The following is a 13,071-nucleotide window of genomic DNA, read 5'->3' as shown; positions in this document are numbered from 1 at the left end:
AGCCGTGACCCGGTCAGGCCGCGAGCGTGCCGCGTGCGATGACGTGCGGCCCGAAGCGGGCGCGGACCTGGTCCGTGACGGCTTCCAGGCGGCGGGCCTTCTCGTCCTGCGGGTCGAAACTGAGCTGCCGCGCGGCCCGTTCGGCCGGGACCAGGTCCTCGGCCCGCAGGGACAGCGCGCGGACCCGGGCCCGCTGGAGGCCCAGCCCGGCGTACAGGGCGTAGGCCGTGGCGGTCAGGGCCGCGGTGTGCGCGGTGGGTTCGGCCAGTGTGCGCGTCCGGGTGAGCGTGGTGCGGTCGGCGCAGCGGACGGTGAGCGAGAGGGCGCGGCAGACCTGCTCCTGCCCTTGTGTACGAAGCCTGGCACCGAGCTCCTCCGTCAGCGAGAGCAGAGCCCGCCGGTGCCGTACGGGATCCAGCTCGTCCCGGTCGAAAGGCCGTTCCGCGGCGATGGAGCGGGCGGCCGCGCCGGGCTGGACGGGGGTCCGGTCGACCCCGAGGGCGCGCTCGTACACCTCGCGGCCGAGCCGGGCGCCGAGGATCCGCCGCAGGGCGGCGGGTGGGGCGGCGGCGATCCGGCCGACGGAGTCGAGGCCGTACGAGCACAGGGTGTGCGCGGTCTTGGGGCCGACGCCGTCGAGGGCGGCGACGGGCTTGCCCGCCAGGAAGCCGAAGACGGCGGCGGGCTCGTCGGGCACCACCAGGGTCCCCCCGGGCCCGGCTTCCCGGACGGCCATGCGGGCCAGCATCGGGTTGCCGGCCACGCCGACGGCGCAGTCCACGCCGTACAGCGCGAGGGCACGGACCCGGATGACGGCGGCGAGCCGGGCGGCGTCCCACCCGAAGTACCGCAGCGCGCCGCGGATGTCGGCGAGGGCGGTGTCGGGCGGCAGGGCCTGCACGGCAGGGGTGAGCCCGCCGAGCAGCGCGAGCACCCCGGCGTACGCCTGCGCGCCGAGCGGGCCGCCGTCCGCGGGGTGCAGCCGCAGGCACATCACACCGGCACCCGCGGCGGCGCCCATGCCAGCGCCCACGCCAGCACTCACGCCCACGCCAGCGCCCGCACCGGCACCCGCCCCGGCGCCCGCGCCCTTACCACCCGGTCCGGTGCTCATCCCGCGCTCCCCTGGCTGGAGTGCCACAGCTTGCGGCCGGTGGCGGGGCCGGAACCGGGCGGCTGGAGGTCAGCCCAGGGATTCATCTCGTACCCCGTGGGCAGGTGGATCCGCCGGCCGGCGCCGGGACTCCTGCCGCCCGCCCCACCGCCGTCGCCCGCACCACCGCCGTCACCGTCGCCCGCCCCACCGCCGCCGCCACCCACGCCTCCGGCACCGGAGGCCAGACGGGCCGCGACCGCGTCCAGGCCGCCCGCCGCCCGCAGTTCCACCAGCTCCGCCAGGTCCCACGCCGCGGCGCCGACCACGCTCAGGCTCTGCGGGCCCCGCCGCTGCACGACGCCTCGTACCAGCAGCAGGAAGGAATGGAAGACGGTGTGCGCGCACGCCTCGTGGCTGTCGTCGAAGAAGGCCAGGTCGACCAGGCCCGTCCCGTCGTCCAGCGTGGTGAAGATGACCCGCCTCCCGGAGCGGACCGGCGGGGTCTGGGTGGCCGCCTTGGCCCCGGCGACCAGGACCGTCTGCCCGTGGCCGATGTCCCGCAGCCGCCGCGCAGGGACCACTCCCAGCTCGGCCAGGAAGGCGTGGTGATCCTCCATCAGGTGCCGGGAGGCGTCCATCCCGAGGACACCCAGCTCGGCACTGAGCCGTTCCGCGTCGGTCAGATCGGGCAGCCCGACGGAGGCCGTGGACCGGCCGCCCTCCAGGGGGAGTTGGGAGCCGCCCGCGCCCCGGGCCCCGGCCGCCCGCTGGGCGCCGTGCAGTTCCGACACGTGCAGCAGCAGGTCGCGCCGGTTGGCGCCGAAGGCGTCCAGCGCCCCGGTCTGGGCCAGCCGTTGCGCCACCGGGCGCCCCGGGTGCGCCCGGTCCCAGAAGTCGCGCAGGGACGCGTACGGCTGTCCGGCCTCGATCCGGCCCGCCTCGGCCGCGCTGATGCCGTGGACGTCGGACAGGGCGAGCCGGAGCCCCCACACCGGAGGATTACCGGACACCAGTTCGATACGGTGGGCGACCGCCGACCGGTTCACGTCCAACGGCAGTACGGGCACGCCCCGGCGCCGTGCGTCCGCCAGCAGCAGCCGCTTCGGGTACATCCCCGGATCGTGGATGAGCAGCCCCGCGTAGAAGGCCGCCGGGTGGTGCGCCTTCAGCCACGCCGACTGGTAGGTGGGCACCGCGAAGGCGACCGCGTGCGCCTTGCAGAAGCCGTAACTGCCGAAGGCCTCGACGATCTCCCAGGTCCGGCCGATCACCTCCGCCGGATAGCCGCGTTCACCCGCCCGCGCCGCGAACCAGGCCTTGATCCGGCCCTGCGACTGCGGATCGGACAGCCCGCGCCGCACCCGGTCCGCCTCGTCGCGCCCGCAGCCGGTCATGACGTGCACGATTTCGATGATCTGCTCGTGGAAGACCACTACCCCGTACGTCTCGCGCAGCGCCGGCGCCAGGTCCGGGTGCGGGAAGCGCGCCGGCGCCCGCCCGTGCCGGGCCTCGATGAACGGCCGGACCATGTCGGCGGCCACCGGTCCCGGCCGGAACAGCGAGATGTCGACCACCAGGTCGTCGAAGCAGGACGGCTGGAGCCGCCCCACCAGGTCCCGCTGGCCCGGCGATTCGATCTGGAAGCAGCCCAGCGTCTCGGCCGAGCGGATCAGTTCGTACGTAGCCCCGTCGCCCGGCGGCACCTGCGCCGGGTCGTCCAGGTCGAGCTCCCGCCCCGTGCCGCGCCGGATCTCCGCGACCGCGTGCGCCATCGCGGACTGCATCCGTACGCCCAGCACGTCGAGCTTGAGCAGCCCGAGCTCCTCCACGTCGTCCTTGTCGAACTGGGACATGGGGAAGCCCTCGCCGCTGGTGGGGACCACGGGGGTACGGGCGAGCAGCGAGTCGTCGGAGAGCAGGACCCCGCACGGGTGCATGGCGACTCCGCGCGGCAGCGCGTCCAGCGATTCGACGAGCTCCCACAGCCGCCCGTACGACTGGCCCCGTACGTCCCGCAGTTCCGGCAGTTCCTCCAGCGCGGCGCGGGCGTCGCGGGCCCGGATGTGCGGGAAGGCCTTGGCGAGCCGGTCGGTGACGGCCGGGTCCATGGACAGGGCGGCGCCGACGTCGCGGATGGCGTGCCGGACCCGGTAGGTCTCGGGCATGGCGACGGTGGCCACGCGCTCGCCGCCGAAGCGGCCGATGATCCGCCGGTAGACCTCCAGCCGGCGGGCGGATTCCACGTCGATGTCGATGTCGGGCAGGACGCGCCGGCGCTTGGACAGGAAGCGCTCCATCAGCAGGCCGTGGGCGACGGGGTCGGCGTGCGCGATGCCGAGCAGGTGGTTGACGAGGGAGCCGGCGCCGGAGCCGCGGGCGGCCACGCGGATGCCCATCTCCTTGATGTCGTCCACCACTTGGGCGACGGTCAGAAAGTACGAGGCGTAGCCGTGGTAGGCGATGATGTCGAGCTCGTGGTGCATCCGGTCCCAGTACGCGCGGTCGTGCGCGTAGCCGCGCAGCACCATGCCCGCCGAGGCCCGGGAGGCCAGGACCCGCTGCGCGCTGCGGTGGGCCGCGCCGACGAGCCGGGCCTCGGGGAAGTGCACGGAGCCGATGCCGAGGTCTTCCTCGGGGTCCACCGCGCAGGCTTCGGCGGTACGCCGGGTCTCCGCGAGGAGCCGGCGCGCGTCGGCCGGGCGCAGGCCGGCCGCCCGGGCGATCCGGTCGGCGCTCTCGGCCATGGCGTCGGGGCCCTTGAGCCAGCGCTCGCCGCTGTCCAGGGGGCCGCGGGGGTCGATGGGGACCAGCCGGCGGGCCGCGTCGAGGATGTCGGCGACCGGGCCCTGGCCGGGGTCGGCGTACCGGACGGCATTGGTCAGGACGGCCCGGACGCCCTGGTCGGCGGCGAAGCCGACGGTACGGGCGGCCAGCCGGAGCGAGCCGGGCCCGGTGCCGGTGCGGCCGTGGTGGACGGCCTCCAGGCGCAGGGAGTCGCCGTAGATCTCCCGCCAGGGCCCGAGCAGCCGGGCGGCCCGGTCGGGGCGTCCGGCGGCGAGCGCCCGCCCGACCTCGGAGCCGGGCCCGAGCAGGACGAAGACGCCGTCGCCGCGCAGGGCGTCCCAGGGCAGCAGCGGCTGGCCGCCGCTGCGCGCGGGCGCGGTGAGCCCGTCCGCGCCGGCCCCGGCCCGCGCCGCGACGGCGGCTCCGGCCTCGTCCACGGCGCCCACGGCGCCCACGGCTTCCCCGGCGGCGCCGAGGCCCGCGGCGCCGGTTCCGGCGTGCGCGGCGGTGACCATCCGGCACAGCTCGGCCCAGCCCGCGGCCCCGTCCCGGGCCAGGAAGACGGCCCGCGGGGCGGACTCGTCCACGAAGGCTCCGCCCTTGACCGGGCTGCGCCGCCGGTACGAGGCCTCCCCGGCCCAGCCGCCACCGGTCCGGGCCCAGCCGCCCGCGGATCCGGGTCCGGCCAGCCCGGCCGGACCCGTACGGCCGGAGCGGTCCGGTCCGGTCGAGCCGACAGCGGGGGGCACGGCAGGCGGCACGGCAGGCGACACGGCCAGGTCCGCTCCGAACAGGGGCCTGATCCCGGCCTTCGCGCATGCCTTCGCGAACCGCACCGCGCCCGCGAGGGTGTCGCGGTCGGTCAGGGCGAGGGCGTCCATGCCCCGCTCGGCAGCGCTTTCAGCCAGCCGTTCGGGGTGAGAGCCTCCATAGCGCACGGAGAACCCCGAAACGGTGTGCAGATGCGTAAAACCAGGCATCCGCGGCCTCCTGCTTCACTCGATGCGCCCACGCTCCTACGGCCTCCCCCGTCTCCACCATAGAGCAATTCGAATACACGTGCGAAACGCCGTTCGGTCACTCACCGGGCCACTCACCCGGTCACTCATTCGGTCCTCCCCTGCTGCGGCCCGCCCCCCGCCCGCCGAGCGTGGGGGACATGAACCAGCCCAGTCCAGACCACGCCGCAGAACCGTCCGGCGGCTTCCTCGCCGAGATCAAAGACGCCGTGACCACCCGTGCGGCCCTGCTGGTCCTCGGGGTGCTGGCACTCCAGCTCGCCTTCATCACCTCCTACATCGGGGCCTTCCACCATCCGAAGCCGCGCGACATCCCCCTCGCGGTGACCGCGCCCCTGGCCCCGGTAGCCGAGCAGACCGTGAAACAGCTCGACGCCCTGCCCGGCAAGCCGCTCGACCCCCGGCCGGTCAAGGACGAGGCCGCCGCGATCGCACAGATCCAGCACCGGGACGTGGACGGCGCGCTGATCATCAACCCGGCCGGGAAGACCGACAGGCTGCTGGTGGCGGGGGGCGCCGGGGCGGCGCTCTCGCAGGCCCTCGCGGAGGTCGTCGGCCTGGTCGAGAAGAGCCAGGGACGCACCCTCAAGATCGTCGACGTGGCCCCGGCCGCCGTGGGCGACGGGCGCGGCCTGAGCTCCTTCTACCTGGTCGTCGGCTGGTGCGTGGGCGGCTACCTGTGCGCCGCGGTCCTCGCCATCAGTGCCGGCGCCCGGCCCGCGAACTCCGCCCGCGCCCTCGTCCGGCTCGGCGGGCTGCTCGCGTACGCGCTCACCGCCGGGCTGCTCGGATCGGTCATCGCGGGTCCGGTCCTGGGCGCGCTGCCCGGATCCCTCATGGGCCTGTGGGGGCTGGGCACCCTCGTCGTCTTCGCGGTCGGCGCGATCACGCTGGCCTTCCAGGGGCTGGCGGGCGTGGTCGGCATCGGACTCGCGATCCTGCTCGTGGTGGTGCTCGGCAACCCGAGCGCGGGCGGCGCCTACCCGTACCCGCTGCTGCCGCCGTTCTGGAAGGCCATCGGCCCGGCCCTGCCGCCGGGTGCCGGTACGTACGCCGCGCGCTCCATCGCGTACTTCCGGGGGAACGACCTGGGCGGGCCGATGCTGGTACTGGCCGCCTGGGCGGTGGCCGGCTCGGCGGTCACGCTGGCCTGCGCGGTGTTCCGCAAGGGCCGCCCGGGGGCCGCCACGGGCAGCGGGCTCCCCGACGGCGCGCCCTCCGACGCAGGGCCCGCGGGTACGCCGGCGGCCCCCGGCGGAGGGACCGAGGTGCGCTGATCCTCCAGGGAGGGAACCCCTGCCGGCGGACACCGCCGGCCGCAGCCGGGCGGTGGCCTCGCGGGCGTCAGCGATTCGTGCCGCCGGTGCCCCGTCGTACGCTCGTGCGGTGGCGGCCCGGGGACACGGGCGCCCCCGGACGTCCTCCCGGCAAGCGGGAGGAGTCCAGGGGCGTCAGAAGGGCAGGCGCGTGAGTGAGCGTCAGTACACGCTGACTCCGTAGGCGTTGAGGGCCTCGACCACCGGCTGGAAGAAGGTGGTGCCGCCGGAGGAGCAGTTGCCGCTGCCGCCGGAGGTGAGACCGACCGCGCGGGTGCCGGAGTAGAGCGGGCCGCCGCTGTCGCCGGGTTCGGCGCAGACGTTGGTCCGGATCATGCCGTAGACGATGTCTCCGCCGCCGTAGTTGACGGTGGCGTTGAGGCCGGTCACCGAGCCGCTGTGGGTGCCGGTCGTGGAGCCGCGGCGCTTGACGGACATCCCGACGGTGGCGTTGACGGCGCTGGTGATGTCCTGGCCGCCGACGGTCCCCGGCGGGACCGGGGAGTTGCTGGCGTACTTGACGAGGCCGTAGTCGTTGTTGGGGAAGCTGGATCCGGCGGTCGAGCCCAGCACGGTGGTGCGGGCGGAGTTGCTCCACCAGGTGCCCGCGCCGTCGGTGCAGTGACCGGCGGTCAGTGCGTAGTACGTGGACCCGCTGCGCACGTTGAAGCCGAGCGAGCAGCGCCAGCTCGACGCGTAGATCGCGTCGCCGCCGGAGAGCAGCTTGGTCAGTTTGCCCGGGGTGCGCTCGATGCGCAGGGCTCCGGCTTCCGCTCCGGCTTCGCGCTTGATGCGCGCGAGGTCGGCGGCGGAGACGGTGGAGTCGGCGGTGACCACGAGGGTCCCGGTGGCGGGGTCGGTGTGCCAGGCGGTGCCGGCTACGTCGGCGCGCAGGACGGATGCCCCGGCCGCGGCGAGCCGGTCGGCGCTGAAACCGCCGTCCTGGCCGTCTGCGTTCGCCACGGTGGGTGCGGCGAGGGCTGCGACGGCGGCCAGGCCGGTGGCCACCGCGAGCAGCTTGGTACGGGTGATGCTCTTGATCCTCACTTCTCGTCCTCCGGAAAGGTTCGGGGGCCCGGCGATCGTGGGGGTGCCGTAGCCCGTGAGGCGCAGCCGGGTGCACGAGGCGCATAAATTTCCGCCGTGCACCTGACAAGCACTGTCGGGAGTGTGCGGGTGTCAGATACCGGTCGCAAGGGCGGCTTTCAGCCGCCGCTCACGTGCTGCCGCCGCGAGGGGCAGCGTGTTGCCGGCTGGTGGGAAGGGGCGGATGAAGTGTCCTGTGAAGGCGCGGGGCGGAAGCCCCATAGGACGCCTGCGCCCCGGAACGGCCAGAATTCGCCCTTCCGGGTAGCCGACGGGCCGGTGGAGGCCTGGGGGCCCGCCGGGGTCGGGGACGGCAGCCACCCGGTGCTCGCGCCCTTTCGGCAAGGGCGCGTCCGGATCCGCTGTGTGATCGCTCATGCCGCTCACCCCTTCCACACCGGGCCGGACGGGAATCGTGCCGTACGCCGTCCGGACCTGTGCGGGGCTGAGGGAGGCTCAGCAGCAGTCGCAGTCACAGCAGTCGCAGGCATCGCACCAGGGGTCGCGCTTCTTCCGGGACCACGGACCCTCGTACCGGGTACAGCAGATCTGGCAGGTGCAGAACAGCCCGATGGCCACCGCGCAGCCCGCGAGGAGCCCGCGGCGCGGCTTGCGCCCGGGGTGCCCGTCCCCGCCGCCACCGGGACCCGTGGGCGGCGGCATCCCCGGCCCGCCCGGCCCTCCCGGGGCTCCACCGCCGTACGGGGCTCCGCCCTGGGGGTTCTGGCCGTACGGGTTGCCGCCGTAGGGGTTCTGCCCGTAGGGGCTCTGCCCGTAGGGGCTCTGCCCGTAGGGGCTCTGTCCGTAGGGGCTCTGGCCGGGCGGGTTCTGGCCGTACGGGTTTCCGCCCGGCCCGGAGGAGGCCGTCGCGGCGTGGCCGTGCCCGCAGCCGGTGGTCCCGAAGGCCCGGTCCACCGAGGTGCGCAGCTCGTGCACCAGCAGCCGGTGGGCCAGTCCCGCGTCGGCGAATTCGACTTCGCGCAGCGCCAGCCGGATGCCGTGCAATGCGTCGTCGCACAGCCGCCGGGCCTCGGTGAGGGAGGTCCCGGTGGCGGTGAGCGGGTTCCAGGCGCCGGCCGCGGCGTCCGCGTCCCGGTCCTCCACGGCGTCCAGCAGGTGCGCCAGCCGGCCGAAGTACCGGCCGGCCTCGGCGAGCGCGGGGGCGTTGCCCGGCCTTCCGGCCAGCCGCGCGGTATGCGCGAAGGCCGCGGCCGTCGCGGTCTCCGTCGGCTCGGTCACCACGAGCACGGGCGTACCGGGGCCGGCCAGCGCCTCGATGCCCGCCTGCCGGTCCACGGCATCGACCAGCACGGCCGTATCGAAGCCTAGCGAGGCCCCGGTGCGGGCGCCGGCCCGGTCCCAGCCACGGGCCACCCTGCGCGCGGCTGCGGCGATGGGGGCGCGGGCCAACAGGCCGTCCCGGTCGGCCACGTGGTCCCGTACCTTCGCCGAGGCAAGGACGAGCGAGACCGCGGCTGCGAGCCGAGCACCTTCGCCCTCGGCCACCGGCGCGGTGCGCATGCCGCGCAGTGGACAGGGGCCCGCGGTCCGCCGGGTGCCGGGGGCGGGCCCGGACTGAGCCTCCGTCAGGACCGAGACGAGCAGTCCGTCATAGTTGGTGACGATCCTGGCGAACTGGCCGTGGTCCCCCCGAAGTGCCAGGCACAGCCCGCACAGATGGGCCATCCACTCCGTCTTGAACCTGTCCCCCAGCCGGTGCGTACAAGGCCTGACTATGCCGAACAAATCCGCTTCCCCCGTGTGTAGTGCGCATACCTGCCGGGCATCGTATCGAGCCGTGTCCTTCACTCGTACGTCCCCATCGACCACCCGGACAGAGGTATCAGTCATATTTTCACTCAGTCAGCAGTAGTAACCGCCAGGTTCCTTGACGGTGCAACGGATGTTCTGCACCAGTACCGTCACGAAAACCCTGCGCGGTGACTATCCACTTGGCGCGTTGTCAGCATCATGGACGACCATAGGGGCAGCGGAGAGAAGACAGATGACCGCGCGGTGAAAGGAGGCGTCCATGGGTTCGGTGCGCAAGGCGAGTGCCTGGCTGGGTCTCGTGGAAGACAGCGACGACGAGCGTTACTACGACGACGACTACGCGGAGGCGGCTCAGGGCTCGGTTGCCGGACCGGGCGAGCAGTGGGTCACGGACCCGCGCGTCAGGGTGGCCTCCGAGTCGGCCGTGGACCAGGGCCGCCGGATCGCGACGGTCACCCCCGACGGCTTCCGCGACGCGCGGGGCATCGGCGAGCTGTTCCGCGAGGGCGTCCCGGTGATCGTGAACCTGTCGTCGATGGACCCGAGCGACGCCAAGCGCGTGGTCGACTTCGCGGCCGGACTGACCTTCGGGCTGCGCGGATCGATCGAGCGGGTGGCGACCAGGGTCTTCCTGCTGACCCCGGCCGACACCCAGGTGGTGAGCGGCGAGCCCGGCGGCCGCTCGCGCGACTTCTTCAACCAGAGTTGAGCCGGGCCCTCACCGGAAGGCGTCCAGCCCGGTGAGTGCCTTACCCAGCACCAGTTGGTGCATCTCGACGGTGCCCTCGTAGGTGAGGACCGATTCGAGGTTGGTGGCGTGCCGCATGACGGGGTATTCGAGGGAGATCCCGTTGGCACCCAGGACGGTCCGCGCGGTCCGGCAGATCTCGATGGCCTCGCGGACGTTGTTGAGCTTGCCGAAGCTGATCTGCTCCGGCCGCAGGGTGCCCGCGTCCATCCGCCGGCCCAGGTGGTGGGCGAGCAGGATGCCCTTGTGGAGTTCCAGCGCCATGTCCGCGAGCTTGGCCTGCGTGAGCTGGAAGCCGCCGATCGGCTTTCCGAACTGCTCCCGCGTCTTCGCGTAGCCGAGCGCGGACTCGAAACTGGCGCGCGCCGCGCCCATGGCTCCCCAGATGATCCCGTACCGCGCGTGGCTGAGGCAGCCGAGCGGACCCTTGAGGCCGGTGACCTCCGGAAGGACCGCGTCCGCGGGCAGCCGTACGTCGTCCATCACCAGCTCGCTGGTCACGGAGGCGCGCAGCGACCACTTGTGCTTGATCTCCGGCGCGGAGAAGCCCGCGCTGTCGGTGGGCACCGCGAACCCGCGGATCCCCTCGTCGGTCTGTGCCCAGACCACGGCGACGGCCGCGACGGAACCATTGGTGATCCACATCTTGCGGCCGTTCAGCACCCAGTCGCCGCCGTCCCGCTTGGCGTAGGTGCGCATGGCGGCGGGGTCGGAGCCGACGTCGGGTTCGGTCAGCCCGAAGCAGCCGATCAGCTCGCCGGCGGCCATGCCGGGCAGCCAGCGCTGCTTCTGCTCCTCGGAGCCGTACTTCCAGATCGCGTACATGGCGAGGGAGCCTTGTACGGAGACCAGTGAGCGGATGCCGGAGTCGGCGGCCTCCAGTTCCAGGCAGGCGAGGCCGTACTGGACGGCGGTGGCGCCCGCGCAGCCGTAGCCGGTCAGCGACATCCCGAGCGCCCCCAGCGCGCCGAGCTCCCGTGCCAGCTCCCGGATGCCGGGGAGCTCGCCGCGCTCGTACCACTCGGCGATGTGCGGCAGCACGCGGTCGGCGGACCAGGCGCGGACGGAGTCACGGATGGCGAGGTCCTCGGGGTCGAGGAGCTCGTCCAGCCCGAGCGGGTCATGGGGCAGGAACGCGGACACGGGGCCTCCCGGCGGCCGGATGCGGTCGGGGCCCTGCCGTGGGCGGCCTGCCGGCCGCCTCGTACGGGGTGACCGCGCGGCCGGGCCCGGCAGCGCGGGTCCCGCGCTGCACTGCGGACGCTAAACCCCAAGATCCCCCGAGTCCACCCCCACCCTGCCCCGCCCCGCCGACGCTTGAGGCGCAACTCCAGCCCCGCCGGCAACTCCAGCCCCGCCGGCGCTTGAGGCGAAACCCCGGCGCGGCCCCGCCACGGCTCAGCTCGGCCGGCCGGACAGCCTGCTGGGGGCCGGATCCGGACGGACCGGCGCCGGAACCCTCGCGGCGCGCGCCGCGGCCGGCTCCGCGACCGCCTGCCCCGGAACCCGTACCGCCGCGCCCTCGACCTCCCCGCACTCCATCCTCCGCGGCAGCTTCCGCGCCATGACCGCTCCCGCCAGCAACAGCCCCGCGCTGACCAGCAGGGTGACGTGCAGCCCGTGGACGAAGGAGTGCCGGGCCGCGGCGTAGAGGGCTTCGCCCGCCGGGCCGCCGAGGTGCGCGGCGATCTGGTAGGCCTCGCCCAGGGAGTTCCCCGCGTCCGCCGAGTCCGCCTCGGACACCCCCGGCACCCCCATGAGCCCCGGCGCGTACGCGGCGTTCATGACGCTGCCCAGCAGCGCGATGCCCATGCCCGCGCCGAGCTGGTACGAGGTCTCGCCGATCGAGGCCGCGCCGCCCGCGGTGGCGGCCGGCGCCTCGCTCAGCATGGACTCGTACGCGGCGAACAGCGTGGTCTGGAGCCCGAAGCCGAGCAGGACGAAGCCCACGGTGAGCAGTACGGGCCGGTCCTGCTGGCCCATGAGCGTGAGCAGGAGCACGGCGAACGCGGTCAGCAGGAAGCCCAGCGAGACCATGGTGCGCGGGCCGACGCGTGCCAGGGTGTGGGACCCGGTGGCGCCGGCGGCCATGGCGGCGAAGGTGAGCGGCAGCAGCCGCAGGCCGGTCTCCAGCGGGCTCAGGTGCAGCACGAGCTGGAGGTACTGGACGGCGATGAGCTCCAGGCCGACGAGGGCCAGCATGGCGAGCACGATGCAGCCGACGGAGGTCGAGAAGGCGGCGCGGGAGAACATCCGCATGTCGATGAGCGGATGCGGACGCCGCTTCTGGCGCCGCACGAAGAGGATGAGGAGGGCCGCACCGATCGCCAGCGGGACCAGCGCCTGCGGGTCGAGCAGCTCCCGTTCGGCTCCGAGCCGCTTGATCCCCAGTACCGATCCGAGCACGCCGGCGGCGGCCGTCAGCGCGCCGACCACGTCCCACGGCCCGTCGGAGGACCCCTTGGACTCGGGCAGCAGCCAGCGGCCGACGGGCAGGATCAGGGCCATCAGCGGGATGTTGATGAGGAAGACCGATCCCCACCAGTAGTGCTGGACGAGGAAGCCGCCGAGTACGGGGCCGCTGGCGGCGCCGATGGCGGCGACGGCCGTCCAGATGCCGATGGCGAGGGCCCGCTCCCGGCGGTCGGGGAATACCTGGCGCAGGATCGACAGGGTGGCCGGCATGATCATCGCGCCGCCGATGCCGAGCAGGGCGCGGGCGGCGATGAGGACCTGGGCGTTGTCGGCGAAGGCCGCCAGGGCGGAGGCCGCGCCGAAGAGCCCGTAGCCGAGGAGCAGGACGCGGCGGCGGCCGACCCGGTCGCCGAGGGTGCCGAAGAGGATCAGCAGTGCGGCGCAGACCAGCGGGTAGGCGTCGACGATCCACAGGAGTTCGGTGGAGCCGGGGCGCAGGTCCTCGGTGAGGGAGGGGACGGCGACGTGCAGGATCGTCGCGTCGAGCGCGACGAGGACCAGGCTGACGCACAGGACCGCGAGCACGACCCAGCGGTTGGCCCCGCCGGAGGCCGCGTGGAGCCGCTGCCAGGGGGAAGGGTTCCTGTCGCCGGCCACGTTCGTCCCCGACATGCATGTACCTCCCAGGTGATCCCTCGCACTCGGCGGACCAGCGTCGTCTGGAGCCACGGTGAGTGTTGCGCTCTGCGGCTTCCTACGGGGTCCGGCATCGACACACGAGTTGAACGGTCAGCGTACGCGAGTTCGTCTGCCCCACACGTGGTCAAGCTCTCA

8 protein-coding genes are annotated in these 13,071 nt (G+C 73.9%); 2 read left to right on the top strand and 6 right to left on the bottom strand.

What is annotated here, in order from left to right; genetic code table 11:
• Positions 1-13 precede the first annotated feature (13 nt).
• Positions 14-1,021, bottom strand: coding sequence for a DNA polymerase Y family protein (locus ACWDX7_RS19600; RefSeq protein ID WP_451492306.1), 1,008 nt, complete (start codon positions 1,019-1,021; stop codon positions 14-16).
• Positions 1,022-1,110: 89 nt separating this feature from the next.
• Entirely contained in the window at positions 1,111-4,860 is a 3,750-nt protein-coding gene (locus tag ACWDX7_RS19595; RefSeq protein ID WP_451492288.1) for a DNA polymerase III subunit alpha, read from the bottom strand.
• 179 nt (positions 4,861-5,039) lie between these two features.
• Here ACWDX7_RS19595 and ACWDX7_RS19590 point away from each other — a divergent pair, with 179 nt between their 5' ends.
• Positions 5,040-6,176: a DUF3533 domain-containing protein gene (locus ACWDX7_RS19590; protein ID WP_451492289.1), complete on the top strand. Its 1,137-nt coding sequence runs from the start codon at positions 5,040-5,042 to the stop codon at positions 6,174-6,176.
• Positions 6,177-6,377: 201 nt separating this feature from the next.
• On the opposite strand, the gene ACWDX7_RS19585 is transcribed toward ACWDX7_RS19590, so the two are convergent.
• A complete protein-coding gene (locus ACWDX7_RS19585) occupies positions 6,378-7,262 on the bottom strand; it encodes a S1 family peptidase (RefSeq protein WP_451492290.1) in 885 nt (294 codons plus the stop codon).
• A gap of 495 nt (positions 7,263-7,757) precedes the next feature.
• Positions 7,758-9,047, bottom strand: a complete 1,290-nt coding sequence (locus ACWDX7_RS19580) for a DUF5685 family protein (protein ID WP_451492291.1) — start codon at positions 9,045-9,047, stop codon at positions 7,758-7,760.
• 286 nt (positions 9,048-9,333) lie between these two features.
• On the opposite strand from ACWDX7_RS19580, the gene ACWDX7_RS19575 reads away from it, so the two are divergent.
• Positions 9,334-9,783: a cell division protein SepF gene (locus tag ACWDX7_RS19575; protein ID WP_451492292.1), complete on the top strand. Its 450-nt coding sequence runs from the start codon at positions 9,334-9,336 to the stop codon at positions 9,781-9,783.
• A gap of 9 nt (positions 9,784-9,792) precedes the next feature.
• Here the strand turns inward: ACWDX7_RS19575 and ACWDX7_RS19570 are convergent, their stop codons facing one another.
• Positions 9,793-10,965 (bottom strand): acyl-CoA dehydrogenase family protein, encoded by a 1,173-nt coding sequence (locus tag ACWDX7_RS19570; RefSeq protein ID WP_451492293.1) that lies wholly within the window; start codon positions 10,963-10,965, stop codon positions 9,793-9,795.
• Positions 10,966-11,220: 255 nt separating this feature from the next.
• Positions 11,221-12,909, bottom strand: coding sequence for an MFS transporter (locus tag ACWDX7_RS19565; RefSeq protein WP_451492294.1), 1,689 nt, complete (start codon positions 12,907-12,909; stop codon positions 11,221-11,223).
• Positions 12,910-13,071 lie beyond the last annotated feature (162 nt).

Source organism: Streptomyces sp. NPDC003034, from assembly GCF_053591375.1.
Note: the sequence above shows the minus strand (reverse complement) of the source record. Positions and strands in the feature narration are given on the sequence as shown.

What these genes read in the sequence shown, in the direction of transcription:
- ACWDX7_RS19600 (WP_451492306.1), bottom strand. Translation starts at nt 1,021, where the DNA reads ATGGGCGCCGCCGCGGGTGCCGGTGTGATGTGCCTGCGGCTGCACCCC.
- ACWDX7_RS19595 (WP_451492288.1), bottom strand. Translation starts at nt 4,860, where the DNA reads ATGCCTGGTTTTACGCATCTGCACACCGTTTCGGGGTTCTCCGTGCGC.
- ACWDX7_RS19590 (WP_451492289.1), top strand. Translation starts at nt 5,040, where the DNA reads ATGAACCAGCCCAGTCCAGACCACGCCGCAGAACCGTCCGGCGGCTTC.
- ACWDX7_RS19575 (WP_451492292.1), top strand. Translation starts at nt 9,334, where the DNA reads ATGGGTTCGGTGCGCAAGGCGAGTGCCTGGCTGGGTCTCGTGGAAGAC.
- ACWDX7_RS19565 (WP_451492294.1), bottom strand. Translation starts at nt 12,909, where the DNA reads ATGTCGGGGACGAACGTGGCCGGCGACAGGAACCCTTCCCCCTGGCAG.